Origin of the sequence: Microbacterium sp. NPDC089190, assembly GCF_040701795.1 — a bacterium.
GTDB classification, from domain to species: Bacteria; Actinomycetota; Actinomycetes; order Actinomycetales; family Microbacteriaceae; genus Microbacterium; species Microbacterium galbum.
The window spans coordinates 715,286-742,045 of record NZ_JBFBHF010000003.1 but is presented as its reverse complement, the minus strand read 5'-3'; the positions used below and the strand labels follow the sequence as shown (position 1 = coordinate 742,045).

The window sequence follows — 26,760 nt, the reverse complement described above, 5'->3', positions numbered from 1 at the left end:
CGGGCACATTCTGCCCGTACGGTGACAGCGCCGGTACGCACCCCCCTTCCTTTTGGTATCGGAGGGGGACGCGTACCGGCGCTTCGCCGTACCCGGACGGCTAAGGTCGACGGAGTGAGCGAATTCGCGGGGCACCTTCCCGGCAGCCGCGACTATCGGCGGCTTCTCATCGGGCTCTTCTTCGGCGGAGTGGCCACCTTCGCGCAGCTGTATTCGACGCAGGCGCTTCTGCCGGCGATCTCGGCGGACGTGGGGACGCCTCCCGCCGGTGCCGCGCTGACCGTGTCGGCATCCACGATGGGTCTGGCTGCGGCGGTGATCCCGTGGTCGATCGTCGCTGATCGCATCGGACGCGTGCCTGCCATGGCCATCGGGCTCATCGCTGCGACGGTGCTCGGGGCGCTCACTCCCGTGGCGCACGACATCGTCGTCCTCCTCGTGCTGCGCCTGCTCGAGGGGGCCGCCCTCGGCGCCGTCCCGGCCGTCGCCCTGGTTTACCTGAGCGAGGAGGTCGATGCCCGCCACGTCGCCGCAGCGGCGGGCTCCTACATCGCGGGGACCACCGTCGGCGGCCTGAGCGGGCGCGTGCTGTCCGGCTGGGTGGGAGAGGCGGCCGGTTGGCGGTGGGGGGTGGCATCCGTCGTTCTTCTCTGCGTGATCGCGGCGGTGGTGTTCCTCACGCTGGTTCCGGCAGCCCGGGGCTTCGTCCCGGGCCGTCATCGCGCGGTGCGGGGGCCGTCGATCCGTCGCCGCCTGGCGGTGAATCTGCGTTCATCGATGCAGCTGGCCCTGTACGCGCAGGGCTTCCTGCTGATGGGGGCTTTCGTCGCGGTCTACAACTACCTCGGCTTCCACCTGAGCGCGCCACCGTTCTTGCTCGCCCCGGCGGTCATCACCCTGCTGTTCCTCGCTTACCTGGCGGGGACGGTCTCGTCTCCTCAGGCGGGAGCGCTGGCGGTGAGACACGGTCGCCTCCCCGTTCTCATCGCGGGGACCGCGGTGATGGCAGCCGGGGCCGCACTGATGCTCGTGCCCGCGGTCGTCGCCGTGCTGGCGGGCCTGATCGCCTTCACCGCCGGATTCTTCGCGGCGCACGCGGTGGCATCCGGATGGACGCCGGTCGCGGCGGTACCGGAGGCGCGGGCGCAGGCCTCGTCGTTGTACTACCTCGGCTACTACGCCGGCTCGAGCCTGTTCGGGTGGGCGCTGGGCATCGTGTTCGGCGCCGCGGGGTGGGGTTGGTTCCTGGGGGCGGTGCTGACGATGTGCGCGACGGCCCTCATCCTGGCTCTGCTGGTGCTGCGCGGCGGGGGCCGGCCGGTCGCATCCGCCTGAGCATTCGTGCCGATTCATCGACACGCGGCATCCGGAGGTCAATGCCCACGTCCGACACGGAGGGAACCGACTAGCGTCGAAGGTGACGTGAGGGAGGTCGGGAGTGGACGACGCCGAAGAGCGCACCATGACGGATGACGAGCTGGTCGACGCGCAGCAGCACGCCGCCGCGGACGACATCGACGAGGCGGGCGAGACCGTCACCGAGATCAGTTACGACGAGCAGCGGTATCCCGCACGCCCGCGACGACTGCGTCCGCGGGATCAGTTCCGGGGCGGGACGCTGCGACGCTTCCTCACCGACCCGCGCAACGCCAACGGCGGCAATCCGTCGTACGTGGAGTGGCTGGTTCGTCAGTCGATGCTCAAGGACGCCGACGTGCTCAGTCGGCAGTTGTCGGGCCAGCCGTCGATGTGGCGGAACCCCTACGCGCGTCCGGACGCCCGACGGGCGATCGAGTCGACCGACGTCTGGTTCACCGCGTACCCCATCTCGCTGATCACTCGGCCGGGGGAGTCGTTCCTCGACGCGCTCGGTGACGAGGCGCTGTGGGAGGCGTTCGAGTGGGTCGGGATCAACGGCATCCACACGGGTCCCGTGAAGCGGGCGGGCGGCATCACGGGCTGGCAGGAGACGCCCAGCGTCGACGGGCACTTCGACCGCATCAGCACGCAGATCGATCCCGAGTTCGGTGACGAGAACGCGTTCCGCCGCGTCGCGGACGTCGCCGAGTCGCACGGCGGCAGCGTGATCGACGACATCGTGCCCGGGCACACGGGCAAGGGGGCGGACTTCCGCCTCGCCGAGATGGCGTACAAGGACTATCCCGGGATCTACCACATGGTCGAGATCCCGCGCGAGGACTGGGCCCTGCTGCCGGAGGTCCCGGCCGGGCGCGACTCCGTCAACCTCGACGCGGAGACCGAGCGCGAGCTGAGCGCCCGGGGCTACATCATCGGCGAGCTGCAGCGCGTGATCTTCTACACGCCCGGCGTGAAGGAGACCAACTGGAGCGCCACGGCGCCCGTGGTGGGAACCGACGGGCTCGAGCGCCGCTGGGTGTATCTGCACTACTTCAAGGAGGGCCAGCCCTCGATCAACTGGCTCGACCCCACGTTCGCGGGGATGCGCCTGGTGATCGGCGACGCCCTGCACTCGCTCGGTGACCTGGGAACGAGCGCGCTGCGACTGGATGCCAACGGCTTCCTCGGCGTCGAGAAGAGCGCGGAGGGTCTGCCGGCGTGGTCGGAAGGCCACCCCCTGTCGCACGCGGCGAACCACATCATCGCCGGGATGGTGCGCAAGGTCGGCGGGTTCACGTTCCAAGAGCTCAACCTCACGATGGAGGACATCCGCGATACGGGCGCCGTCGGAGCCGATCTGTCGTACGACTTCGTCACCCGGCCCGGGTACCACCACGCGCTCGCGACGGCGAACACGGAATTCCTCCGCCTCGCTCTGAACACCGCCCTCGAGACCGGTGTCGAACCCGTGCAGCTCGTGCACGGGATGCAGAACCACGACGAGCTCACCTACGAGCTCGTGCACTGGGCGACGACGCACCGCGACACCGTCTACCCGTTCCGCCACGAGGAGCACACCGGTGGCGAGATCGCCGAGATGGTGCGGGCCGACCTGACGCAGAAGCTCACGGTCGACGCGGACTACAACCTCGTCTTCACGCAGAACGGCATCGCCTGCACCACGGCATCGCTGATCGCCGCGACGCAGGGGAAAGCGACGCTCGACGACATCACGGATGCGGACATCCCCGCGATCCGCGACGCGCACCTGCTGCTGACCAAGTACAACTCCTGGCAGCCGGGGGTGTTCGCGCTCTCGGGATGGGACCTCACGGGTTCGCTCACGCTGCCCGCTGACGACGTGCGCCATCTCATCGCGTCGGGCGACACCCGGTGGATCGAGCGAGGCGGCCACGACCTGCTCGACGTCGCTCCGGAGGCCGTCTCCTCGGTCTCGGGGATGCCGCGGGCCCGCTCGCTGTACGGATCGCTGGGCGATCAGCAGGCGAACCCGGAGTCGTTCCTCTCCGGGCTGCGCGACGTGCTCCGCATCCGCGGGGACCACGGCATCGCCATCGCCACGCAGGTCGACATCCCGCAGGTGGGGCACCCCAGCATGCTCGTGATGGTGCATCGCCTGGACGGCGGGGATCGCCGCGCCGAGGACGCCCCGCTGCAGATCACGGTGCTCAACTTCTCGGGCGAGACCATCGAGGGCACCGTGCGTTCGGAGTTCCTCGTGCCGCAGAGCACGGCCGTCGACGCCGCCACCGGAGACGTCGTCGGTCGCGTGGACGAGCTGCAGAGCTTCTCGCTCGAGCTCGGCCCGTACGCGGGGCTCTTCCTGGTGCTGGAGGCGCCCGAGACCGACGACTGAGTCGCGGCGGGGAGCGGTGGCCCGACGGGCCGCTCTCCCCGCCCCGTTCGGCGGGCGCGACGATGTCGGGGGCTCGGCGTAGCGTGTTCGCGTGCCCACCTCCGCCTGCCTCGTGCCCGGCTGTCGACGAGACGTCGATGCCGACGCGCCCGTGCGCGTCTGCACCTGGCACCTCGCTGTCGGGGCGGACTGGGCAGCGGCGACCGACGGCGTCACCGACCTGTTGCCCACGCCGTGCCGGCTCTGCGGGTCGCGGCTGGGCGTGCGCTGGCCGAGCGGGTGGTTGTGCGCCGTGTGCGAATGGCGTCACGGTGAACCCGTCGACGGGGAGCTCCCCCCGCCCCGGGTCGATATCGTCTACTACCTGAGATTCGAGGACCGAATCAAGATCGGAACGAGCGCGCAGCCGCGACAGCGTCTCGCCGCCGTGTGGCACGACGAGCTGCTCGCATTCGAGCCGGGGGACCGCCTCGTCGAGAGACGTCGTCACGCCCAGTTCGCCGACGCGAGGTTCGGCCGCACGGAGTGGTTCCGGCGCAGCGCGGCGCTGGACGCGCATGTCTCCGGGTTGTCCGCCGGGGTCGACGACCCGTGGGCGCTGTACGCGCGGTGGACGAGCGAGGCGATCGCGCGTCGCGGCTGACACCGTCGCGGCGGACACCGTCGCGGCTGAAATCCGTGCGGGTGACGGCGTCGGGGGAGTACGACGCGGTGAGCGCGGTGACAACCCCTCCCTCCTCCTCCGATCCGCGTCGTAGCGTGAAGCGACGACGAGGAAGGCCGAGACATGGGACTTTTCGACCGGTTGTTCGGCTCAGGGGACGACGCGTCAGACCGCACCCCGCCCCCCGCACCCCGTGGCGGGGCTAGCGGGATGCGCGATGCGGGGGGACGATACGCGCCGCCGCCGCCCGCCCAGGCCGACTCGACGGCATCCGGTTCCCCGGACGACCAGCGGGCGATCGAGCGCTACCGCTATCTGCTGCGTACGGCGCCGCCCGAGACGGTGGAGCAGGTGCACGCCGAGGCCTTCGAACGCCTCACGCCGGCGCAGCGCCGCCAGGTGCTCGACGAGATGTCGTCGGGGTTGGCGGCGTCGGAGCGGCCGGCGAGCGATGACCCTCGGGCCCTCGCCCGCGCGGCCACGCGTGCGGAGTACTCGCGGCCGGGCTTCATGGAGCGGACGTTCGGCGGTCGCTCCTTCAGCGGCGGAGGGGCGGGGCCCGGGTTCGGGTCGATGCTCGGCGCGTCGATGCTCGGCACGATCGGCGGGTACGTGGTGGGCTCCGCCCTCGTGGGCGCGATGTTCGACCCCGGATACGACGCCGGCTACGCGGACGGCGTCGCCGCGGACGCGGGAACCGATGGTTCCGGAGGCGATGCTGCGGCGGATATGGGCGGCGGCGATGCCGGCGGCTTCGGTGGGGGAGATCTCGGCGGAGGCGATTTCGGGGGAGGTGACTTCGGCGGCGGAGACTTCGGGTTCTGATCCGTGAGACCCGCGCCGGCGGCGAACGTCGGCGTGCCGCGGTCCGAGCGCGCGTCCGAGGCTCGGTGAGACGATATCGTCGAGGCCATGGCGCCCCGCATCTCCCGTGTGCGCCTCGGTCTGCGGCGCAGCATCGTGGCGAACCAGATGCTCCTTTCGGCGGCCGCGCTCATCGGCATCCTGGTGTCGATCGCGGTCGGGCACGTGGTCGACCCCACCCTGTTCCTCGCGGGTGCGTCCCTGCTCTTCGCCGGGGCGATCGCCGCGGTCCTGCTGCCCTGGGACCGCGTGTCCCAGCTGTGGGCCGCCCTGCTGCCGATCGTCGACGTCGTGGCCGTCGCCCTGATGCGCGAGAGCGCGCCGCTCGCGGGTCTCGGACTGCTCTGGGCCTTCCCGGCGCTCTGGATCGGCACGGTGTTCGGGGTGTGGGGCATCGTCGCGATCTCGGTCTCGGTGACGATCGTGATGGTCCACCAAGCCGTCGTCATCGACCTGCAGCGCTTCACCGCCTCCACGCTGCTGCTGCCGTTCGTCGTCGCCGCGCTGTCGACCATCGCCCACTTCACCGCGCGTCGCTCGCAGGCGCAGCGCGAGCTCCTCGAGAAGCAGTCCGCGGAGCTGCGCCGCGCCGTGGAGCGCGCGCGTCGGCAGGAGGATCTCGTCACGGAGGTTCTGGATGCCGTCGATTTCGGCGTCACCCGCGTCACGGCGGCCGGAGAGTTCGCCGTCACGAACGCCGCTCACGCGCGACTGCTGAACACCACCGACGTGCTGGGGCGGGAGGTCGAGGTCTTCGCCGCGGACGGCTCGACGCTGATCGCCGCGGATGCCACGCCTCTCGCCCGTGCGCGAGCCGGCGAGGTGTTCGAGGGCGAGATGGTCTGGTACGGCGGGCCGGGGGAGGACCGACGCGCGCTGAGCGTGACCGCGCGCCGCCTGCCGGCGGCTGAGACCGGCGAGATCAGCGCGGTCATCGTCTCGCGCGACGTCACGGTCGAGGAGCAGGCGCGTCGCGCGCGGGAGGACCTCGTGGCGAGCGTGTCGCACGAGCTGCGTACGCCGCTCACCTCGATCATCGGCTACCTCGAACTCGCGCTCGACGACCCCTCCATCGCCCCCGGCACCCGCGACCGGCTGACCGTGGCCGAACGCAACGCGTCGCGTCTGCTGGAGTTGGTCGCCGACATCCTGGCTCTGTCGGCCACCTCGCGCGAAGGAGTGGGGGTGGAGCTCGAACTCCGATCCGCCGATGTCGCGGCGGTGGTGCGGGCGGCGATCGAGTCGATCGCCCCACGCGCCGTGGACCACGGCGTGCACATCGACGCCTCGGGCGTCGTCGAGGCGCGAGCGGTGATCGACGCGCGCCGCGTGCGTCAGATCGTCGACAACCTCCTGTCGAACGCGATCAAGTACATCCCCCGCGACGCGGCGGTGAGCGTGGCCGTGCAGCAGGACCTGCACTCGGTCTCGATCGTCGTGGCCGACGATGGCCCCGGGATCTCCGTCACCGAGCAGGGCCGCCTGTTCGAGCGTTTCTTCCGCGGAGACGCCGTGCGCAATTCCTCGGCGCACGGCAGCGGCCTCGGTCTGGCGATCAGTCGCGACCTCGCCCGGGCCCACGGCGGCGAGATCACCGTGCGGACCGCCCCCGGCGAGGGCGCCGTCTTCACCGTGCGGCTGCCTCGAAACCCCCGGGAGGGCGAGTGATCTTCGACGTTCTGACGCTGCAGGCCTCAGCAGCCCTCGTGATCGTCGTCTCCGCGGTCATGTACCTGCTCGACACGATCATGCTCAAGGACGGCCTCCCGGGGCGGCTGTGGGCGAGCGCCTACCTGTCCGGCACTTTCTCCGCCGTCTGCTACCTCGCGTGGCTGCTGCTGCCCGACGTGTTCGTGGCGGTCGCCGTGGGCAACGGGGCGTTCGTCGGTGCGACGGCGTTCATCTGGCTGGGGTGCGTGGCCTTCAACGGCCGCCCCCTTCGCGTGCCCTCGATCGTCGTCGGCGCGGTCATCCTCCTCGTGGTGGTGTCCGCCCTGGCAGCCGGTCCGGCCGGTGGCGACTGGGCAGGTGCCATCCCGTTCTTCCTGGGCAACGCGCTGTTCGCCGTTCTCGGAGCCGTCGAGACGCGCCGCGGCGCCATCGGGAGGCGGTGGAGCGCCGTGGGGCTCACCATCATCCTCGCGATCGAGGCGGTGTGGTTCGTCAGCCGCACGGCGGTGTTCATCGTCAGCGGCCCCGAGAGCGACCTCTTCCGGACGGTGTTCGACACCCGCGTCTCCGCTCTGCTGACCATCACCCTCGTGATCGCCGCGGTGACGGTGACCTCCGTCCTCCGGGCGAACGAGTCGACCCTGCGCGGCTCGCCCGACGTCCGCCGACTCTCGGTGGATGCCAACGGCGTGCTGTTCCGCGAGTCGTTCGAGGCGACGCTCGCCATCGTCTGCGCACGGGCGGAACTCGCCGGTGAGGGCGTGTGCGTGATCGGCATCCGGATCGACGACCTGAAGCGCGTCTCGGTCGCCTTCGGCCCGGAGGATGCCGAGCAGCTCGCCCGCGAGCTGCGCGGAGCGGTGCGTCGGTACTCGCCCACGATGGCGCTGGTGGGGGAGGCCGATGCAACAGGCCTCGCGGTCGCCTTCACGACCGGTCCGACCACCGACATCGGGCGCGTCGCACGCGCACTGCACGACAGCGTCGTGAGCGATCTCTCGCGCCTCGGTACCGCGGTGGTGCCCGTGGTGGGGGTCGGCGTCGCTGTCACGGCGGACCACGGTCACGATTCCCGCGCGCTCACGCTGCGGGCCGACGAAGCGGCCGCGCGGGCCGCCGTCACGGGCGAGCAGTCCTTCCGGATCGGCTGAGAGCGGCCGTCAGGCCCCGGCGGCCGCGGCCAGGTCTTCCACCCGCTGGCGCAGCTCGCGGGGTCGGAACGGTTTCGTCAGGTAGTCGTCGGCTCCGGCCTCGCGCCCCGTGCGCTGCTCCGCCTCGTCGGCGCGGGCGCTCACCATGAGGATGCGCGTGTCGCTGAAGGCCCTGATGCGCCGTGCGGTCTCGAAACCGTCGATTCCCGGCATGCTCACGTCGAGCGTCGTGACCACCGGCGCGTGGAGTCGGACCAGTTCGATGCCGTCGAGTCCGGTGCTCGCGGCGTGCACCGTGAAGCCCGCGCTCTCGAGCACGGTGGACACGAGCGTGCGGATGTCGAGGTCGTCCTCGATCACCACCGTGGTGCGGGCATCGGGCATGGCGGAGCTTTCGTCGGGCGGGTCCGGGAGCGATCCCACCTGGGGGAATCGTAGACGACGCAGCGCCGTGACGCTCGGGAGTGCCCGGGACGTCGTGTTGTGGCATCCTCTTCGGGTGCCTCTTCTCGCGCTGACGGGTGGGATCGCCTCCGGGAAGTCCACCATCGCCGCCCTCCTGGCCGGGCGCGGCGCCGTGGTCGTCGACGCCGACGCCATCGTGCGCGAGGTGCAGGCGCCCGGATCGCCGGTTCTGTCGGCGATCGCCCGCGAGTTCGGAGACGACGTGCTCACGGCCGAGGGAGCACTCGATCGGCCCGCTCTCGGAGCGCGGGTGTTCGGTCACCCCGACCGATTGGCCGTTCTCAACGCCCTCGTGCACCCCGCGGTCAGGGCGGAGTCGCAGCGGCGCTTCGACGAAGCCTTCGCCCGCGACCCCGCGGCCGTCGTGGTCTACGACGTCCCGTTGCTCGCCGAGGCGCGCGCCGGGGACGCGTGGGATCTCGTGATCGTCGCTCATGCGCCGGCCGAGACGCGCGTGCGGCGGCTCATCGAGGGTCGAGGACTCTCCGAGGCGGACGCCCGTGCGCGCGTGGGCTCGCAGGCGTCCGACGAGGACCGCCTGGCGCTGGCCGACGTGGTGATCGACACCTCGACGACGATGGATGCCACGCGGAGCCAGGTCGACGACCTCTGGGCGCGGATCTCCCCGGCGGACTGACCGCGGTCACGGGGCACGTCGTCGCCGCGGTCGCATCCCGCCGTCGACGGGCCGACGAGCGGCCGAGAGCATTCGCGCTCGCCCACGGCGAACGCAACCCGACCCCGATGTCGGAGGCCCCGCCTACGCTGGAATCATGCAGCCCACTCGCTCCGTGCGTCCCTTCGAGGTCATCAGCGAATACTCCCCGTCCGGCGATCAGCCGCAGGCCATCGCCGATCTCGCGGGCCGCATCAACGCGGGCGAGACAGACGTGGTGCTGCTCGGCGCCACCGGAACCGGCAAGTCGGCGACCACCGCCTGGCTCGTCGAGCAGGTGCAGCGTCCGACCCTGGTGCTCGCGCACAACAAGACCCTCGCGGCGCAGCTTGCGAACGAGTTCCGCGCGCTCATGCCGAACAACGCCGTCGAATACTTCGTGTCGTACTACGACTACTACCAGCCCGAGGCCTACGTGCCGCAGACCGATACGTTCATCGAGAAAGACAGCTCGATCAACGCCGAGGTCGAACGGCTGCGTCACTCGACGACGAACTCGCTGCTGTCTCGCCGCGACGTCGTGGTGGTCTCGACGGTCTCGTGCATCTACGGCCTCGGTGCGCCCGAGGAGTACCTGCGCGCCATGGTCGCCCTGCAGGTGGGGGAGCGGTACGACCGAGACGCGCTCATCCGCAAATTCATCTCGATGCAGTACAACCGCAACGACGTCGACTTCTCGCGCGGCAACTTCCGCGTGCGGGGCGACACGATCGAGATCATCCCGGTCTACGAGGAGTACGCCATCCGCATCGAGATGTTCGGTGACGAGATCGAGGCGCTCTACACGCTCCATCCGCTCACGGGCGACGTCATCGAGAAGATGGACTCCGTGCCGATCTTCCCGGCGTCGCACTACGTCGCGGGGACCGAGACGGTGCAGCGCGCCATCGGCACCATCGAGCACGAGCTCGACGAGCGGCTCAAGGAGCTCGAGTCGCAGAACAAGCTTCTCGAGGCGCAGCGTCTCCGCATGCGCACGACCTTCGACCTCGAAATGCTGCAGCAGCTCGGCTTCTGCTCGGGTATCGAGAACTACTCGCGTCACATGGACGGCCGCATGGCCGGTGATCCGCCCCACACGCTGCTCGACTTCTTCCCCGACGACTTCCTGCTGGTGATCGACGAGTCGCACGTGACCGTGCCGCAGATCGGCGCGATGTACGAGGGAGACGCATCGCGCAAGCGCACCCTGGTGGAGCACGGCTTCCGTCTGCCGAGCGCGATGGACAACCGTCCGTTGCGCTGGGACGAGTTCAAGGAGCGCGTGGGGCAGACCGTCTATCTCTCGGCCACCCCGGGGCGCTACGAGATGGGGATCGCAGACGGAGTCGTCGAGCAGATCATCCGCCCGACCGGACTCGTCGACCCCGAGATCATCGTCAAACCGTCGAAGGGGCAGATCGACGACCTGCTCGAGGAGATCCGGGTGCGCGTCGAGCGTGACGAGCGCGTGCTGGTCACCACCCTCACCAAGAAGATGGCGGAGGAGCTCACCGACTTCCTGGGAGAGCACGGAGTGCGCGTGCGCTATCTGCACTCGGACGTCGACACCCTGCGCCGCGTCGAACTGCTCACGGAGCTGCGCGCCGGCGTCTACGACGTGCTCGTCGGCATCAACCTGTTGCGCGAGGGTCTCGACCTGCCCGAGGTCTCGCTGGTGGCGATCCTCGACGCCGACAAGGAGGGCTTCCTGCGCAGCGGCACCTCCCTCATCCAGACGATCGGCCGTGCCGCGAGAAACGTCTCGGGCGAGGTGCACATGTACGCCGACAAGGTGACCGACTCGATGCGCAACGCCATCGACGAGACGGAGCGACGTCGCGAGAAGCAGATCGCGTACAACACCGAGCACGGCATCGACCCGCAGCCGCTGCGGAAGAAGATCGCCGACATCACCGAGGTTCTCAACCGCGAAGCGACGGACACCAAGAAGCTGCTCGCCCGAAACGACAAGGCGGGCAAGGGCAAGTCGCCCACGCCCTCGCTGCGTCGCACGGGGATCGCGGCCGAGGGCGCGGACCAGCTCGAATCGACCATCGCCGACCTCACCCAGCAGATGCTCGCCGCCGCGGCGGAACTCAAGTTCGAGTTGGCCGGGCGTCTGCGCGACGAGGTGCAGGACATGAAGAAGGAGCTTCGCGCGATGGAGCGGGCCGGGCACGCCTGAGCCGGGGGAGCGACCGATGGACCAGCGCGTCACCCTGATCACCCTCGGAGTGCAGGATCTCGCCCGTGCGATCACCTTCTACGGGGCGCTCGGTTGGCAGGCCCATCCGACGTCCGTCGATGGCGAGGTGGCTTTCTACGACACCGGCGGGCTCGTCGTCGCGCTGTGGGCTCGAGATGCCCTCGCCGCGGACTCCGGGGTCACCGACGGCGGCGGGTGGGGTGGCGTCACCCTCGCGCACAATGTCGGCACCCCGGCCGAGGTCGACGGCATCCTGGAAGCGGCTCGATCGGCCGGGGCGCGGCTCGCGCGCGGCGGAGCCCCCACCGTCTGGGGCGGCTACTCCGGGGTCTTCGTCGATCCGGACGGCCACCCCTGGGAAGTGGCGGTCAATCCCGGATGGCCGTTGGACGACCTGGGCCGTCCACAACTGGGGTGACGAAGGCGAGCGAGGAACCCGCCGTGGTCAGGGGCAGTGCAGCAACGGCTTCGGTCCCGTCCGGTCCACCGAATGCTCGGCCATCGCGTGGCCGCACAGGGGGCAGGGGCGTCCGGTTCGCACGGGCTCGGGCGTGGTCTCGTAGGGGCCGACCGACGCCGGCCCCGCTACGCGGATGAGGCGGGTGTTGAGGTACTGGTACCAGCCGCCGGCCTCGCGTACGCGTGCGCGCAGGGACGGGCGGTCGGCATCCTTTCGTGTCATGATTATTAGTGTACTAACTGTTCGAAGGAGGAGGCCGTGGAAGATCCGCTGAAGCTGGAGAACCAGGTGTGCTTCGCCCTCGTCACGGCCGCACGGAACGTCGTGTCGATCTACCGGCCCGTGCTGGAGCCGCTCGGGCTGACGCACCCGCAGTATCTCGTGATGCTCGCCCTGTGGGAGGACGCGCCGCGGTCGCTCGGGACGCTGGCCGCGGAACTCGCCATGGAGCCGGCGACCCTTTCACCCCTGGTGAAACGCCTCGAAGCGCAGGGACGGGTCGTGCGTCGGCGTCGTGTCGACGACGAGCGCGTCCTCGACATCGACCTCACCGACGAGGGGCGGGCGCTCCGCGCCGCGGCGCTCGAGGTGCCGGGCAAGATCATGGAGCGCGTCGGCGCCGACGAGCGCTCGCTCATCGCCCTGCGCGACGGTCTCGCGCCGTTCGCGTCTCCCGTGCGGGACTGAGCGACCTCGCCTTCCGAGCACGGCGACGGTGCGCGAGCCTCGCACATCCGTGCGCTCGGGGCGAACCCGGGGCCGATGTCGGAGGGTCGACCTAGACTTAACAGGTGCCGATCGTTCCTGTCTCTTCGCCCTCGTCGTCCGCGAATTCCGCCACCAGCGGCAAGCTCAGCGTCCGGGGTGCGCGCGTCCACAACCTCAAGGACGTCGACCTCGACATCCCCCGCGACTCGCTGGTCGTCTTCACGGGACTCTCGGGCTCAGGCAAGTCGAGCCTCGCCTTCGACACGATCTTCGCGGAGGGTCAGCGGCGGTACGTCGAGTCGCTGAGCGCCTACGCCCGTCAGTTCCTCGGGCAGGTCGATCGCCCCGACGTCGACTTCATCGAGGGCCTCAGCCCCGCGGTGTCGATCGACCAGAAGTCGACGAACCGCAACCCCCGCTCGACGGTCGGCACGATCACCGAGATCCACGACTACATGCGTCTGCTGTGGGCCCGTATCGGTGTGCCCCACTGCCCGGACTGCGGCGCGCGCATCCAGCGGCAGACCGTGCAGCAGATCGCCGACCAGCTCATGGAGCTGCCCGAGCGCACGCGGTACCAGATCGTCGCCCCCGTGGTGACCCAGAAGAAGGGCGAGTTCGTCGACCTCTTCAAGGAACTCAGCGCGAAGGGATACGCCCGCGCGGTCGTCGACGGCGACCTCGTGCAGCTGTCCGAGCCGCCGACCCTCAAGAAGAGCTACAAGCACGACATCGCCGTCGTGGTCGACCGTCTCGTGGCATCCGGAGACATCCTCAGCCGCGTCACCGACTCGGTCGAGACGGCGATGGGGCTGGCCGGCGGCATCATGCAGGTCAACTACGTCGACGAAGAGGGCGACGACGCCTGGCAGTCGTTCTCCGAGAAGCTCGCGTGCCCGAACGGGCACCCGCTGCAGTTGACCGAGATCGAGCCGCGGACGTTCTCGTTCAACGCCCCCTTCGGCGCCTGCCCCGTCTGCTCGGGCCTGGGCACCCGCATGTCGGTCGACGTCGACCTCATGCTCGGCGACGAAGAGCTCTCGATCCGCGACGGCGCCATCCTTCCCTGGACGACGCAGGGCAAGGGCCTGTTCCAGTACTACGAGCGGCTGCTCGAAGGTCTCGCGCGCGACCTGAAGTTCTCGCTCGACACCCCGTGGAAAGACCTGTCGAAGGACGTGCAGCAGGCGGTGCTGCGAGGCGAGAACTACAAGGTCACGGTCAAGTGGAAGAACCGCTACGGGCGTGAGATGCGGTACTCGTCCGGGTTCGAGGGCGTCGTGCCGTACATCGAGCGTCAGTACCTGCAGGCGGAGTCCGACACCCAGCGGCAGCGCTGGGCGGAGTACCTTCGCGAGGTGCCCTGCGCGGTGTGCGACGGCGACCGCCTCAAGCCCGAGGTGCTGGCGGTCCTCGTCGACGACACGTCCATCGCCGCAGCCTCGCGCATGAGCCTGGCCGACGCGCGCGAGTTCTTCTCCCAGCTCACCCTCACCGACCGCGAGGCGACCATCGCCGCGGCCGTGCTGCGCGAGATCCGCGCACGCCTCGACTTCCTGCTCCAGGTGGGTCTGAACTACCTGAGCCTCGGCCGCGCGGCCGGCACGCTGTCCGGCGGCGAGGCGCAGCGCATCCGCCTGGCCACCCAGATCGGCTCGGGCCTGACGGGCGTGCTGTACGTGCTCGACGAGCCGTCGATCGGTTTGCACCAGCGCGACAACCGCCGCCTCATCCAGACGCTCGAGACCCTGCGCGACCTCGGCAACACGCTCATCGTCGTCGAGCACGACGAGGAGACCATCCACGCGGCCGACTGGGTGGTCGACATCGGACCCCGCGCCGGCGTCGACGGCGGCAACGTCGTGCACTCCGGGCCCCTCGCCGAACTGCTGACCGACGAGCGCTCACTGACGGGGGCGTACCTGTCGGGCCGTCGCGCGATCGAGGCGCCCCAGACGCGTCGCAAGATCGACAAGAAGCGTCAGGTCACCGTCGTCGGGGCGCGGGAGAACAACCTCAAGAACGTCACCGTCGACTTCCCCCTCGGCGTGCTCACCTCGGTCACCGGCGTGAGCGGTTCGGGCAAGTCGACGCTGGTGAACGGCATCCTGTACGAAGTGCTCGCCTCGAAGCTGAACGGCGCGCGCCGCGTTCCGGGCAAGCACACGCGGGTCACCGGTCTCGACAACCTCGACAAGGTCGTGCACGTCGACCAGGCGCCGATCGGCCGCACCCCGCGCTCCAATCCCGCGACCTACACGGGTGTGTTCGACCGGATCCGCACCCTCTTCAGCGAGACCCCCGAGGCGAAGGTGCGCGGTTACCAGGCGGGGCGCTTCAGCTTCAACGTCAAGGGCGGTCGCTGCGAGGCGTGCTCCGGCGACGGAACGCTGAAGATCGAGATGAACTTCCTCCCCGACGTCTACGTCGACTGCGAGGTGTGCCACGGCAAGCGGTACAACCGCGACACGCTGTCGGTGCACTACAAGGGGAAGAACATCGCCGAGGTGCTCGAGATGCCGATCTCGGAGGCCGCGGAGTTCTTCGAACCCATCCAGGCCATCCACCGCTACCTCAAGACGCTGGTCGACGTGGGCCTCGGCTACGTGCGGCTCGGGCAGTCGGCCACGACGCTCTCGGGCGGCGAGGCGCAGCGCGTCAAGCTCGCCACCGAGCTCCAGCGTCGCAGCAACGGCCGCTCGATCTACGTGCTCGACGAGCCCACCACGGGTCTGCACTTCGAAGACGTCTCGCTGCTGCTGAAGGTGCTGAACGGCCTGGTCGACAAGGGGAACACCGTCATCGTCATCGAGCACAACCTCGACGTCATCAAGAGCAGCGACTGGGTCATCGACCTCGGGCCCGAGGGCGGCGCCGGCGGCGGCACGGTCGTCGCGACCGGAACGCCCGAGCAGGTCGCGAAGGTCGAGGAGAGCCACACCGGCGCTTTCCTGGCCGAACTGCTCGAGACCGGACGCACGGGCGCGCAGCGCAACACCGCATCGGATGCGGACAGCGCCGAGCGGGAGCTCGTGAGCGCGGCGGGCTGAGTCATGGCCCCTGCACCTGCATCCCGGGAGCGGATGTCGCAGCTGCCCTATCGCCCGAAGGCGGGGGAGATCCCGACCAATCCCGGGGTCTACCGGTTCCGGGATGCCGACGGGCGCGTGCTGTACGTCGGTAAGGCGAAGAACCTCCGCGCGCGACTGTCGAACTACTTCGCGCCGCTGTACTCGCTGCACGAGCGCACCCGCCGCATGGTCACCACGGCGGCCAGTGTGGAGTGGACGGTCGTGCCCAGCGACGTCGATTCGCTGCAGCTCGAGTACATGTGGATCAAGGAGTTCGATCCGCCCTTCAATGTGCGCTACCGCGACGACAAGTCCTACCCGTTCATGGCCATCACCCTCGCGGATGAGGCGCCGCGCGTCATCGTCACCCGCAATCACAAGATCCGCGGGGCCAAATACTTCGGGCCGTACCCGAAGGTGTGGGCGGTGCACGACACGATCGACCTGATGATCAAGGTCTTCCCGATCCGCACGTGCAGCGACTCGTCGTACAAGAAGGCGATGGCCTCGGGTCGCCCCTGCTTCCCGGGGCAGATCGGCCGCTGCGGCGGACCGTGCTCGATGAAGGTGACCGTCGAGGAGCATCGCGCCGTCGTGAACGACTTCATCTCCTTCATGTCGGGCGGCGATCAGCGCTTCACGCGCGAGCTGACGGCGCGCATGAAAGAGGCGTCGGCGGCGATGGACTACGAGTCGGCCGCCCACTACCGCGACCGTCTGCAGGCGATCGACGCGGTGCTGGGCAAGAGCGCGCTCGTTCTGGCTCCCGACACGGATGCCGACCTCTTCGGCATCGCGGAGGACGAACTCGCCGCGACCGTGCAGCATTTCGTCGTGCGCGGAGGCCGCGTGCGCGGTGTGCGCGCGACGACGATCGAGAAGGAGATCGACATCTCCGGAGCGGAGCTCGTCGACCAGGTGCTGCAGCGCACCTACGGCGACGCGGATGCGTCGGACATCCCCCGCCAGGTGCTCGTGCCCGAGCTGCCCGATGACGCCGAGCAGCTGGAGGACTGGCTGCGCGAGCGACGGGGCCGGCCGGTGACGCTGCAGATCGCGCAGCGCGGGCGCAAGGCCGATCTGCTCAAGACCGCGACCCTCAACGCGCAGCAGGCGCTCATGCTGCACAAGACCCGCCGCACGAGCGATTACGTCGCCCGGTCGCAGGCCCTCACCGACCTGCAGGAGGCGCTCGGGATGAGCGAGGCGCCGCTGCGCATCGAGTGCTTCGACGTCTCGCACCTCGCGGGCACCAACGTCGTGGCATCCATGGTCGTGTTCGAGGACGGGCTCCCGCGAAAAGACCAGTACCGTTCCTTCGGCGTCGCCGAGACCACCGACGACACCGACTCGATGTACCAGGTGCTCACGCGTCGTCTGGCCTACCTCGACCGTCCCGACGAGATCGAACCCGAGACGGTGAACGGCGCGATCGTCGCCGCCCCCGAGTCGGAGGAGGCCACGAGCGACGGCGACGTGGTCACCGCCCGCAAGCGTCCGCGCTTCGCGTACCGCCCGCAGCTGCTCGTGGTCGACGGCGGACAGCCGCAGGTGGCCGCCGCGGCGCGGGCGCTGGCCGACGCGGGTCACGAGGAGATCGCCCTCTGCGGCATCGCCAAGCGCCTCGAGGAGGTGTGGCTGCCGGGTGAGGAGTACCCCGTCATCCTGCCCCGCACCTCGGAGGCGCTCTACCTGCTGCAGCGACTGCGCGACGAGGCCCACCGTTTCGCCATCGTGCACCAGCGCAAACGTCGGAAGCGTGACATCACCAGCGTGCTGTCGGAGGTGCCGGGTCTCGGTGATGCCCGCATCAAGGCTCTGCTGCGCCACTTCGGCTCGGTGTCGGCGCTCAAGAACGCCAGCCCGGACGAGATGACGGTGCTGCCCGGTATCGGGCCGACCCTGGCAGAGGCGATCCACACGCATCTGGCTCGATAGGCTGAGGACGAGGACGGGAGGCGATCACCATGGAACCGGCACGCGACGAGCCAGGTGAGGTGCTGATCGTCACGGGCATGTCGGGCGCCGGCCGCTCCACGGTGGCGAATGCGCTCGAAGACCTCGACTGGTACGTGGTCGACAATCTGCCGCCGCGCATGCTGCGCCCTCTGCTCGAACTCACCGAACTCGCCGGTGGCGCCGTCCCCCGCGTGGCGGTCGTGGTCGACGTGCGCGGACGCTCGTTGTTCGGCGATCTTCCCGAGGCGATGCGGACGCTGCAGGCCGGACGCCAGGTGCGCGTGGTCTTCCTCGACGCCTCCGATGCGGTGCTGGTGCGCCGCTTCGAGGCGGTGCGACGGCCGCACCCGCTGCAGGGCGACGGCACGATCCTCGACGGCATCCGCCGGGAGCGCGAGCGCCTGGCTCCGGTTCGCGAGGCCGCCGACGTGGTCATCGACACGTCGAGCCTGAACGTCCACCAGCTGTCGTTGCGCACGGTCGCGCTGTTCGGCGAGGAAGGGGCGGCCCGTCACACGATCACCCTGATGAGTTTCGGCTTCAAGTACGGGCTGCCGCCCGACGTCGACCTCGTGGCCGACATGCGCTTCCTGCCGAACCCGTTCTGGAACGACGAGCTGCGTCCGTTGACCGGCGAAGACCCCCGCGTGCGGGAATACGTGCTGGGGCAGGAGGGCGCCTCGGCGTTCCTGGACGCGTATTCGGCCGCGCTGCGGCCCGTCCTCGAGGGATATCAGCGCGAGAACAAGCGGCATTCCGTGGTCGCCGTGGGGTGCACGGGGGGTAAGCACAGATCGGTGGTGATGGCGCGCGAGCTCGCTGCACGTCTGGCCGATGTTCCGGGTGTGGCCGTCCGCGTGGCTCACCGCGACCTCGGTCGCGAGTAGGCTGTAACGTCGTCCCCGCCGCCCCCACCCGAGGAGAATCGTGCCCCTGACCGCCGACGTGAAGGCCGAGCTCATCACCGTCCGCGACCCGCGCCCGACCGCGCGCGTCGCCGAGCTCACGGCCCTCCTGCGCTTCTCCGGTGGTCTGCACTCCATCGCCAATCGCGTCGCCGTCGAGGCCGAGTTGGACTCCGACATCCTCGCGCGTCGCGTCGCCCGCGACCTGATGGAGCTGTACGGCGTGCGCCCCGAACTGCACCACGTGCAGGGCTCCGGCGGTCGCAGCGGCGGTCTCTTCGCCGTGCGCGTGATCGAGGCGGGTGAGACGCTCGCGCGTCAGACGGGGCTGCTCGACCAGCGACGTCGCCCCGTTCGCGGTCTGCCCAACAAGCTCACGACCGGCTCGCGCCCCGACCTCAGCGCCATCTGGCGCGGCGCGTTCCTCGCGAGCGGCACGCTGAGCGATCCCGGCCGGTCGGCTGCACTCGAGATCTCCTGCCCCTCGTCCGAGGCGGCGATGGCCCTCGTCGGCGCGGGTCACCGCATCGGCATCCCGGCCAAGGCCCGTGAGGTGCGCGGCGTCCCCCGCGTCGTCGTGCGCGACGGGGAGGCCATCCGCGGCGCCCTCTACGAGATGGGTGCCCGCCGCACCGCGGGGGAGTGGGATCAGATGCGCCAGCGCCGCGAGGTGCGCGCCGGCGTGAACCGTCTCGTCAACTTCGACGACGCGAACCTCCGCCGATCGGCCCAGGCCGCCGTCGCCGCGTGCGCGCGCGTCGAGCGCGCCCTCGAGATCCTCGGCGACGAGGTCCCCGACCACCTGCAGCAGGCGGGCGAGCTGCGTCTGGCTCACCGCGACGCGAGCCTGGACGAGCTCGGCCATCACGCCGATCCGCCGCTGACCAAGGACGCCGTCGCCGGGCGTATCCGCCGTCTGCTCGCGATGGCCGACAAGAAAGCCGAGACCGAGGGCATCCCCGGGACCGAGGCCGCGGTCCCCGTCGGCGCCGACGACTGACGGATCTCTTCCGGATGCCGCGTTCCCGGCATCCGTGATCCGATCGCGCAGGGTGTGCGGCCGAGCCCCTCGCCTCTCCGGCTGCCCCGACCCCCCGCTCATCCCGATCCGGCCCGCGCGAGGGGAGCCCGCCCGGGCCGAGCCCGCCCGGACCGAGTCCGCGCCGGCTCGGGTGCGCCGACGTGCCACCGGTCCGGGGGTCCCCGACGCCCGACGACGCGCCCGGGCCGCTACCTTTCGTCACGCGGGGAAGCAACCCTGTGGGTTGCGCGTTGGCCCTCAATAGGATGAAGACGTCACCCTCGCTGCGCGATCCCTCAGCTCGTCGTCTTGGCGGAGAGGTTTCGGCGGCGCCCGATTCGGAAGTAGAGAACATGGCGAAGTACACGCTGCCCGAACTGCCCTACGACTACTCGGCGCTGGAGCCGCACATCAGTGCGACGATCATGGAGCTGCACCACAGCAAGCACCACCAGACCTACGTCAACGGCGCCAACACCACCCTCGACCTCCTCGCCGAAGCGCGCGAGAAGGGCGAGTTCGCCAACATCAACCGCCTGCAGAAGGACCTCGCGTTCAACCTCGGCGGTCACACCAACCACTCGATCTTCTGGACGAACCTCTCGCCCAACGGTGGCGACAAGCCCACCGGCGACCTCGAGTCGGCCATCGACGATCAGTTCGGCTCGTTCGACGCCTTCCGCGCGCAGTTCACCGCCGCCGCCCTCGGCGTGCAGGGCTCGGGCTGGGCCGGCCTGTTCTGGGACTCGATCGGGGAGAACCTCGTCATCCAGCAGTTCTTCGACCAGCAGGGTCAGATCGTCGCCGGTACCGTTCCGCTGCTGCTTCTCGACGTCTGGGAGCACGCGTACTACCTCGACTACAAGAACGTGCGCGCCGACTACGTGAAGGCCTTCTGGAACATCGCCAACTGGGCCGATGCGCAGGAGCGCTTCGCCGCCGCCCGCGAGAAGACCGCGGGTCTGCTGGTACTGTCGTAAACGGTGCGGCGTCCCGGTGGGACACCCACCGGGACGCCGTTGTCCGCCAGCGAAACCGCAATCACGCGCTCATCGCGCACAACTGATTCAGGAGATATTCCGTGACCGTCAAGATCGGAATCAACGGCTTCGGCCGTATCGGACGCAACTACCTCCGCGCGGCTCTCGCGCAGGGTGCCGACCTCGAAATCGTGGCGGTGAACGACCTCACCGACAACAAGACCCTCGCGCACCTCCTCAAGTACGACTCCGTGGGCGGCGTGCTGTCCGAGGACGTCTCGTACACCGAAGACTCCATCACCGTCGGCGACAAGACCATCAAGGTCTTCGAGGAGCGCGACCCCGCCAACCTCCCCTGGGGCGAGCTGGGCGTCGACATCGTCATCGAGTCGACCGGCCGTTTCACCAAGGCCGAGGACGCCAAGAAGCACGTCGCCGGTGGCGCCAAGAAGGTGCTCATCTCGGCTCCCGCCACGGGTGACGACGCCACCATCGTCATGGGCGTGAACGAAGAGACGTACAACCCTGAGACCGACGTCATCATCTCGAACGCGTCGTGCACCACGAACTGCCTCGCGCCCCTCGCGAAGGTGTTCAACGACGCCTTCGGCATCGAGCGCGGCTTCATGATGACGGCTCACGCCTACACGGCCGACCAGAACCTGCAGGACGGCCCGCACAGCGACCTGCGTCGTGCCCGCGGTGCGGCGATCAACATCGTCCCCGCCTCCACCGGCGCCGCGAAGGCCATCGGCCTCGTCCTGCCCGAGCTGAACGGCAAGCTGAGCGGCTCGTCGTACCGCGTTCCGGTTCCCACCGGCTCCATCGTCGACCTCACGATCGTCACCCCCACCGAGGGTCTGACCGTCGACCAGGTCAACGAGGTCTACAAGAAGGCCGCCGCCGAGGGGCGCCTCAACGGGATCCTGCAGTACACCGAGGACCCGATCGTCTCGAGCGACATCCAGGGCAACCCGCACTCGTCGATCTTCGACGCGGAGCTGACCAACGTCAGCGGCAACCTCGTCAAGGTGTCGTCGTGGTACGACAACGAGTGGGGCTACTCGAACCGTCTCGTCGACCTGACCGAGTACGTCGCCGAGCGTCTCTGACCCTCCATGGCTCTGCGCACCCTCGATTCGCTGGGGTCGCTCGCCGGCACGCGCGTCATCGTCCGTTGTGATCTGAACGTCCCCCTCAAGGACGGCGTCATCACGGACGATGGCCGCGTGCGCGCGTCGCTGCCGACCCTCAATGCACTGATCAACGCCGGCGCGCGCGTGGTCGTGTGCTCGCACCTGGGCCGCCCCGACGGGGCGCCCGACCCGAAGTACTCGCTCGAGCCGGTCGCGCAGCGCCTGTCCGAGCTGCTCGGCCAGCCGGTCGCGTTCGCGCGCGACACGGTCGGCGAGTCGGCTCAGGATGCCGTCGCCTCGCTCGAGGACGGAGAGGTCGCGGTCATCGAGAACCTCCGCTTCAACGCGGGGGAGACCTCGAAGGACGAGTCCGAGCGTCAGGCGTTCGCTCGCGAGCTCGCCGGTCTCGGCGATGCCCTCGTGTCGGACGGCTTCGGCGTCGTGCACCGCAAGCAGGCGAGCGTCTACGACCTCGCCCAGTTGGTGCCCTCGGCCGCGGGCCTGCTCATCCAGAAGGAGCTCGAGGTCCTCGACCGCCTCACCGAGAACCCCGAGCGTCCGTACACGGTCGTGCTCGGCGGATCGAAGGTGAGCGACAAGCTCGGCGTCATCGAGCACCTGCTGCCCCGCGTGGACAAACTCCTCGTCGGCGGCGGCATGATGTTCACGTTCCTCGTCGCCGAGGGGCACAAGGTCGGATCGAGCCTGCTCGAACAGGACCAGATCGACACCGTGAAGGGCTATCTCGCCACGGCGAAGGAGCGCGGCGTCGAGATCGTGCTGCCGGTCGACGCGGTCGTGGCGGCGTCGTTCTCGGCGGATGCCGAGCACGTGGTCGCCGATGCCGACGCCCTGGAGGACACCGCCTTCGGCGCCTCCGGTCTCGGCCTCGACATCGGGCCGCGCACGGCGGAGATCTTCGCCGACGCGATCCGGGGCTCGCGGACCGTCTTCTGGAACGGCCCGATGGGCGTGTTCGAGATGAAGGCGTTCGAAGCCGGCACCAAGACCGTCGCCCAGGCGCTCACCGAGGTCGACGGCCTCAGCGTCATCGGCGGCGGCGACTCCGCGGCGGCCGTGCGTCAGCTCGGTTTCTCCGACGACCGATTCGGTCACATCTCCACCGGCGGAGGCGCCAGCCTGGAGTTCCTCGAAGGCAAGAAGCTCCCCGGACTGGAGGTCCTCGGATGGCAACAGTGAACAGAACCCCCCTCATCGCGGGCAACTGGAAGATGAATCTCGACCACCTGCAGGCGGTCGCGTTCGTCCAGAAGCTGCACTGGACCTTGAAAGAGGCCAAGCACGAGAACGGCAGCGTCGAGGTCGCGGTGTTCCCGCCGTACACCGACCTGCGCACCGTGCAGACGCTCCTCGATGCCGACAAGATCGAGTTCGCGCTCGGCGGTCAGGATTTGTCCGCGCACGACTCCGGTGCCTACACCGGTGAGATCTCGGGCCAGTTCCTGGCGAAGCTCGACGCGACCTATGTGATCATCGGTCACTCCGAGCGACGCCAGTTCCACCACGAGACCGACGAGGTCGTCGCGGCCAAGACCCAGGCGGCACTCCGTCACGGTCTCGTGCCCGTGATCTGCGTGGGCGAGACCTCGGAGGACCTCGAGAAGTTCGGCGCCAGCGCCGTTCCGGTCGGGCAGCTCGAGGTCGCACTCGAGGGTGTGTCGGCGGACGCCGACATCGTCGTGGCGTACGAGCCGGTCTGGGCCATCGGCTCCGGCCAGGCGGCGACGCCCGACCAGGCCCAGGAGGTCTGCGCCAAGCTGCGTGCCGTCGTCGCCGACAAGCTCGGTGCCGATGCGGCCGCGCGCACCCGCGTGCTCTACGGCGGCTCGGTCAAGTCCGGCAACATCGCCGGGTTCATGCGCGAGCCCGACGTGGACGGCGCGCTGGTGGGCGGTGCGAGCCTCGTCGTCGACGAGTTCGCGGCGATCATCCGCTTCCAGAAGCACGTCGGCGTCTGACGCCCTCCGGATGCCCGCGGCAGCACGCCGCGGGCATCCGTGCGTCTGAGACGCGTCCCCGTATACTTGACGCTTGTGCGGTCGTCCCGTCCGCTCGCGAAAGGCTTTCGACAGTGCAGATTCTCGAGTTCGTCCTGCAGGTGCTCCTGGGCGTCACCAGCCTCCTGCTGACCCTGCTCATCCTGCTCCACAAGGGTCGCGGCGGCGGTCTGTCCGACATGTTCGGCGGCGGCATGAGCTCCGCCCTCGGTTCGTCGGGCCTGGCTGAACGCAACCTCAACCGTTTCACGATCGTGCTCGCGCTGGTGTGGTTCATCACCATCGTCGGTCTCGGTCTGCTGACCAAATTCGCGGAGATCTGACATGGCCACTGGCGGCAATGCCATCCGTGGCTCGCGCGTCGGCGCGGGCCCCATGGGCGAACAGGACCACGGCTTCCACGCCGACCGCGTCGCCGTGTCGTACTGGGACGCCCTCGGCAACGAGACCGTTCGCTACTTCGCGGCGGGCATCCCCGACGACGAGATCCCCGAGACGATCGACTCGCCTCACTCGGGCCTCCCCGCGGGTCGCGACAAGGCGAACCCCCCGGCACTGGCCAAGGCGGAGCCCTACAAGACGCACCTCGCCTACGTGAAGGAGCGCCGCAGCGACGAAGAGGCCGCTTCGCTCCTCGACGACGCCCTGCAGCAGCTGCGCGAGCGTCGCGGACAGTAAGCCCGCTTCGCCTCGCTTTCCACGGAAGGGCCGGATGCCATGGCATCCGGCCCCTCCGCGTTCACGGCGTCCGGGAACGGACGTCGTCTTCGCACGCCGTCCCCGGACCGGTCGCCTTTCTCGGCGAGGCCTCACGGGGCGTACGCGTGCCGCACGGCGTCCGCTCAGCGGACGGGGGAGTCCGTGACGATCGTGGTCCACGGGCCGGGCGGGACGTCGGCGTCATCGATGAACGCCCAGTCGACGCGGTCGCCGTCGCCGTCGAGCTCCGCGTAGCCGAGACAGCCGTTGAGGGCGGGAGAGACATCGAGGCCCGCTCCGTTGTAGCGCTCGTTGGCGGGTCGGCGGTCGTCGGAGCCGAAGACGTATGCGCTGTCGCGGTATTCGCCGGGTCCGGCATCCTGGATCTGCCCGTAGCAGAGGCGGTCGCCCTTGCGAAGGACGACCCAGCGGTTCTTCATCAGGCTCGCTCGGCGGTCGTCGACGACCGTGGCGTAGGGCGATCGGTCGGCCCAGGGGATGACCTGACCGCGCATCGCGAACCCCTCGTCGTCGTTGACGTCGTCGAAGGGGAGATCGAGGTAGAACGGGTTCTGCCGCGGCGTCATGCGGGTGGGGAAGTAACCGTTGTCGGCGGTGCGGGTCTCGGTGCGGCAGTCGTCACCGTCGACGACGCCGTCGCACCCGCCGTACGAGGTGAGCCAGTCGGAATCGTACGTCGAGATGCGCTGACTGCCGTCGGAGGCCTGGGGGTCGAAGACCTCGCCGACCCAGAAGGTCGTCGAGACGATCCCGGTGTGCCAGGGATAGCCGGTGTCGGGCAGCGGCGCGAGCGTGGGCGCGCAGCCGGTCGCGCCGACGACGGCGACCACCGCGAGGGCGATCGCCGCCGTCGAGCGCGAGCGGGGTGTCATCCGGTGACGTCGCTCTCCGTCGGACGGAACACCTCGAGCGGACCCTGTGGCGTCGACGGTGCTGACGTGTCGATCGGGGCCGTGGCGCTCATGACGGTCAGCGGCGGGGCGCTGGAACTGTCGTAGAGGCCGAGGTCGTCGGTGCGCAGCGTGCCGTTGCCGAAGATGTTCAGCGCGAAGCTGATGCCGGTGTATCCCGACGGGATGGGAGCCGTGGTCCAGTCGGCTTCGGTCCAGGCATCGGCCGCGGCGAACCAGGGGCTCGATGTCCAGTACGACCAGGACCCGCTCGCCGACCGGAGGTAGACGGCGAACTGCGTCGGCCCGCTCGCCTGATACCACTCACGCAGCGTGTACGTCCGTCCGGGGGTCACCGTCGGCGAGCACTGGCCGAGGTCGAACTGCGGCAGGAGCTTGGCGTCGCCGTCGACGTACCCCGTCATCGAGATGCCGCTGGCGATGTTGCCGGTGTGCGCGGGGGAGCCCGTGCTGAAGGAGGGCGTGTTGGTGCCGTAGCCCCCTCGCATCCAGCAGTCGGGGGCGCCCGTCTCCATGCCGGGGTTGACGATGCCGTTCGTCGAGCCGGTGGCCGCCGGCACGGCGGGACCGTCGACGACGGGCTTCGTGGTCCCGCCGATGACGCTTCCGATGGTCTTCACGACCGTGCCGGCGGACTGCCGGGTCTTCAGCCACGACAGGAACTGGCTGAAGGTCGACGTCGTCACGGCGAGGTCGCTGCAGGCGTCGTCGCACACGTCGTGGAACGTGTACTGCACCCACCCGCCGCCGTTCTTCTCGGCGTTGGTCACGCCCTGCTTCAGGTCGGCGAGCGTCCAGGTGGCATCGACCTGATCGAGCGCGGCGAGGGCGAACGGATCGGGCGGAGGCGTCTTCTCGGCGTAGGCGCAGTCGGGGCAGCCGAAGCGGCTCTTGATGTCGCCGAGCAGGCGACCGCTGTTGTATCCGCATGTGGCGACCGCCTTCTCGACGTCGGGCGTGCTCGAGGCGAAGGGGTAGGCGAAGCTCTTGACCGTGAAACCCCACGAGGTGAGGTTCTTGCGGTCCAGGCAGATCTGCCGGGTCGCCTCGTCGACGCTCACGTCGGCGAGGTCGGGGTGGTTGACGGTGTGCCCGCCGATCTCGTGACCGGCGTTCTTGAGCTTCGTGAGGTCGGCGCGCGTCATGTGCCCGGCAGCGCCGATGTAGCCGGACGGGACGTAGAAGGTCGCCTTCATCGCGTTGGCCTGCAGGGCGGGCAGCGCGTTCAGCTGGTCGGCGTTGGCGTCGTCGAAGGTGAGGCTGACCACGGTGCGGGTCGCCGCTTCGGCGGGCGGGGGCGCGAGCGCGACCGAGGCCCCCGCCACCACCGCGAAGGCCGAGACGACGGCGAGGACGCGCCGCCATCTCGGGGGCGCGAGCGTGGGCGGGCGTCGGCGTTCGATCCGGAGGTCTCGTCGGAGCATGGGCTCTGCCTTTCGTGGGGGGTGCGGAGGGT

At 69.6% G+C, this 26,760-nt stretch carries 24 protein-coding genes; 20 read left to right on the top strand and 4 right to left on the bottom strand.

Annotated features, from left to right (window positions below; genetic code table 11):
• Positions 1-114 precede the first annotated feature (114 nt).
• The 6 genes from AB0230_RS13490 (at position 115) to AB0230_RS13465 (ending at position 8,086) form a co-directional block, all read left to right on the top strand.
• Positions 115-1,335, top strand: a complete 1,221-nt coding sequence (locus AB0230_RS13490) for an MFS transporter (protein WP_366376219.1) — start codon at positions 115-117, stop codon at positions 1,333-1,335.
• Between the two features lie 103 nt (positions 1,336-1,438).
• Entirely contained in the window at positions 1,439-3,736 is a 2,298-nt protein-coding gene (gene treS / locus AB0230_RS13485; protein ID WP_366376217.1) for a maltose alpha-D-glucosyltransferase, read from the top strand.
• A 91-nt stretch (positions 3,737-3,827) separates the two neighbouring features.
• Positions 3,828-4,379, top strand: coding sequence for a GIY-YIG nuclease family protein (locus AB0230_RS13480; RefSeq protein ID WP_315995885.1), 552 nt, complete (start codon positions 3,828-3,830; stop codon positions 4,377-4,379).
• Between the two features lie 231 nt (positions 4,380-4,610).
• Entirely contained in the window at positions 4,611-5,225 is a 615-nt protein-coding gene (locus tag AB0230_RS13475; protein ID WP_366376215.1) for a hypothetical protein, read from the top strand.
• An 87-nt stretch (positions 5,226-5,312) separates the two neighbouring features.
• On the top strand, positions 5,313-6,932 hold the full coding sequence (locus AB0230_RS13470; protein WP_363578950.1) for a HAMP domain-containing sensor histidine kinase: 1,620 nt from the start codon (positions 5,313-5,315) through the stop codon (positions 6,930-6,932).
• A complete protein-coding gene (locus AB0230_RS13465; RefSeq protein ID WP_315995882.1) occupies positions 6,929-8,086 on the top strand; it encodes a hypothetical protein in 1,158 nt (385 codons plus the stop codon). Before AB0230_RS13470 ends, AB0230_RS13465 begins: the two co-directional genes overlap by 4 nt.
• A 9-nt stretch (positions 8,087-8,095) precedes the next feature.
• On the opposite strand, the gene AB0230_RS13460 is transcribed toward AB0230_RS13465, so the two are convergent.
• Positions 8,096-8,470 carry a response regulator gene (locus AB0230_RS13460; protein WP_315995881.1) on the bottom strand — a complete coding sequence of 125 codons (375 nt, stop codon included), beginning with the start codon at positions 8,468-8,470 and terminating at the stop codon, positions 8,096-8,098.
• A gap of 115 nt (positions 8,471-8,585) precedes the next feature.
• Between AB0230_RS13460 and coaE the strand changes: the two genes are divergently transcribed.
• From coaE to AB0230_RS13445, 3 genes are all read left to right on the top strand, one after another.
• Positions 8,586-9,188, top strand: a complete 603-nt coding sequence (gene coaE, locus AB0230_RS13455) for a dephospho-CoA kinase (RefSeq protein WP_366376212.1) — start codon at positions 8,586-8,588, stop codon at positions 9,186-9,188.
• 136 nt (positions 9,189-9,324) lie between these two features.
• Positions 9,325-11,394, top strand: coding sequence for an excinuclease ABC subunit UvrB (gene uvrB / locus AB0230_RS13450; protein ID WP_315995879.1), 2,070 nt, complete (start codon positions 9,325-9,327; stop codon positions 11,392-11,394).
• A gap of 16 nt (positions 11,395-11,410) precedes the next feature.
• Complete coding sequence (locus AB0230_RS13445) at positions 11,411-11,833, top strand: VOC family protein (RefSeq protein WP_315995878.1); 423 nt, start codon at positions 11,411-11,413, stop codon at positions 11,831-11,833.
• 27 nt (positions 11,834-11,860) lie between these two features.
• Here AB0230_RS13445 and AB0230_RS13440 read toward each other — a convergent pair whose 3' ends face one another.
• Positions 11,861-12,097, bottom strand: a complete 237-nt coding sequence (locus tag AB0230_RS13440; RefSeq protein WP_315995877.1) for a hypothetical protein — start codon at positions 12,095-12,097, stop codon at positions 11,861-11,863.
• Positions 12,098-12,133: 36 nt separating this feature from the next.
• On the opposite strand from AB0230_RS13440, the gene AB0230_RS13435 reads away from it, so the two are divergent.
• The 11 genes from AB0230_RS13435 (at position 12,134) to AB0230_RS13385 (ending at position 24,351) form a co-directional block, all read left to right on the top strand.
• On the top strand, positions 12,134-12,562 hold the full coding sequence (locus tag AB0230_RS13435) for a MarR family transcriptional regulator (protein ID WP_363578952.1): 429 nt from the start codon (positions 12,134-12,136) through the stop codon (positions 12,560-12,562).
• Positions 12,563-12,666: 104 nt separating this feature from the next.
• Positions 12,667-15,633: an excinuclease ABC subunit UvrA gene (gene uvrA / locus AB0230_RS13430; RefSeq protein ID WP_315995875.1), complete on the top strand. Its 2,967-nt coding sequence runs from the start codon at positions 12,667-12,669 to the stop codon at positions 15,631-15,633.
• A gap of 3 nt (positions 15,634-15,636) precedes the next feature.
• The gene (gene uvrC, locus AB0230_RS13425) at positions 15,637-17,592 is read left to right on the top strand and encodes an excinuclease ABC subunit UvrC (protein ID WP_363391262.1); all 1,956 of its coding nucleotides are present in this window, start codon (positions 15,637-15,639) and stop codon (positions 17,590-17,592) included.
• Positions 17,593-17,621: 29 nt separating this feature from the next.
• Entirely contained in the window at positions 17,622-18,500 is an 879-nt protein-coding gene (rapZ, locus tag AB0230_RS13420; RefSeq protein ID WP_136585809.1) for an RNase adapter RapZ, read from the top strand.
• 40 nt (positions 18,501-18,540) lie between these two features.
• The gene (gene whiA / locus AB0230_RS13415; protein WP_315995873.1) at positions 18,541-19,518 is read left to right on the top strand and encodes a DNA-binding protein WhiA; all 978 of its coding nucleotides are present in this window, start codon (positions 18,541-18,543) and stop codon (positions 19,516-19,518) included.
• 374 nt (positions 19,519-19,892) lie between these two features.
• A complete protein-coding gene (locus AB0230_RS13410; protein WP_315995872.1) occupies positions 19,893-20,519 on the top strand; it encodes a superoxide dismutase in 627 nt (208 codons plus the stop codon).
• A 101-nt stretch (positions 20,520-20,620) separates the two neighbouring features.
• Complete coding sequence (gene gap / locus AB0230_RS13405) at positions 20,621-21,631, top strand: type I glyceraldehyde-3-phosphate dehydrogenase (RefSeq protein ID WP_076675342.1); 1,011 nt, start codon at positions 20,621-20,623, stop codon at positions 21,629-21,631.
• 6 nt (positions 21,632-21,637) lie between these two features.
• Entirely contained in the window at positions 21,638-22,855 is a 1,218-nt protein-coding gene (locus tag AB0230_RS13400) for a phosphoglycerate kinase (protein WP_366376207.1), read from the top strand.
• Positions 22,843-23,634, top strand: a complete 792-nt coding sequence (tpiA, locus tag AB0230_RS13395; protein ID WP_315995870.1) for a triose-phosphate isomerase — start codon at positions 22,843-22,845, stop codon at positions 23,632-23,634. Before AB0230_RS13400 ends, tpiA begins: the two co-directional genes overlap by 13 nt.
• Before the next feature lie 113 nt (positions 23,635-23,747).
• The gene (secG, locus tag AB0230_RS13390; RefSeq protein WP_315995869.1) at positions 23,748-23,996 is read left to right on the top strand and encodes a preprotein translocase subunit SecG; all 249 of its coding nucleotides are present in this window, start codon (positions 23,748-23,750) and stop codon (positions 23,994-23,996) included.
• Between the two features lies 1 nt (position 23,997).
• Positions 23,998-24,351: an RNA polymerase-binding protein RbpA gene (locus AB0230_RS13385; protein ID WP_055955187.1), complete on the top strand. Its 354-nt coding sequence runs from the start codon at positions 23,998-24,000 to the stop codon at positions 24,349-24,351.
• 164 nt (positions 24,352-24,515) lie between these two features.
• Here the strand turns inward: AB0230_RS13385 and AB0230_RS13380 are convergent, their stop codons facing one another.
• Positions 24,516-25,265, bottom strand: a complete 750-nt coding sequence (locus tag AB0230_RS13380; RefSeq protein WP_315995868.1) for a hypothetical protein — start codon at positions 25,263-25,265, stop codon at positions 24,516-24,518.
• A complete protein-coding gene (locus tag AB0230_RS13375) occupies positions 25,262-26,728 on the bottom strand; it encodes a polysaccharide deacetylase family protein (protein ID WP_363391275.1) in 1,467 nt (488 codons plus the stop codon). The genes AB0230_RS13380 and AB0230_RS13375 overlap by 4 nt, the downstream gene beginning before the upstream one ends.
• Between the last annotated feature and the right edge of the window lie 32 nt (positions 26,729-26,760).

Excerpts from the sequence above, each read along its gene's own strand:
- AB0230_RS13475 (WP_366376215.1), top strand. The coding sequence starts at position 4,611 with ATGCGCGATGCGGGGGGACGATACGCGCCGCCGCCGCCCGCCCAGGCC.
- AB0230_RS13470 (WP_363578950.1), top strand. The coding sequence starts at position 5,313 with ATGGCGCCCCGCATCTCCCGTGTGCGCCTCGGTCTGCGGCGCAGCATC.
- AB0230_RS13460 (WP_315995881.1), bottom strand. The coding sequence starts at position 8,470 with ATGCCCGATGCCCGCACCACGGTGGTGATCGAGGACGACCTCGACATC.
- uvrB (WP_315995879.1), top strand. The coding sequence starts at position 9,325 with ATGCAGCCCACTCGCTCCGTGCGTCCCTTCGAGGTCATCAGCGAATAC.
- AB0230_RS13445 (WP_315995878.1), top strand. The coding sequence starts at position 11,411 with ATGGACCAGCGCGTCACCCTGATCACCCTCGGAGTGCAGGATCTCGCC.
- AB0230_RS13440 (WP_315995877.1), bottom strand. The coding sequence starts at position 12,097 with ATGACACGAAAGGATGCCGACCGCCCGTCCCTGCGCGCACGCGTACGC.
- uvrC (WP_363391262.1), top strand. The coding sequence starts at position 15,637 with ATGGCCCCTGCACCTGCATCCCGGGAGCGGATGTCGCAGCTGCCCTAT.
- rapZ (WP_136585809.1), top strand. The coding sequence starts at position 17,622 with ATGGAACCGGCACGCGACGAGCCAGGTGAGGTGCTGATCGTCACGGGC.
- AB0230_RS13410 (WP_315995872.1), top strand. The coding sequence starts at position 19,893 with ATGGCGAAGTACACGCTGCCCGAACTGCCCTACGACTACTCGGCGCTG.
- AB0230_RS13400 (WP_366376207.1), top strand. The coding sequence starts at position 21,638 with ATGGCTCTGCGCACCCTCGATTCGCTGGGGTCGCTCGCCGGCACGCGC.
- tpiA (WP_315995870.1), top strand. The coding sequence starts at position 22,843 with ATGGCAACAGTGAACAGAACCCCCCTCATCGCGGGCAACTGGAAGATG.
- AB0230_RS13385 (WP_055955187.1), top strand. The coding sequence starts at position 23,998 with ATGGCCACTGGCGGCAATGCCATCCGTGGCTCGCGCGTCGGCGCGGGC.
- AB0230_RS13380 (WP_315995868.1), bottom strand. The coding sequence starts at position 25,265 with ATGACACCCCGCTCGCGCTCGACGGCGGCGATCGCCCTCGCGGTGGTC.
- AB0230_RS13375 (WP_363391275.1), bottom strand. The coding sequence starts at position 26,728 with ATGCTCCGACGAGACCTCCGGATCGAACGCCGACGCCCGCCCACGCTC.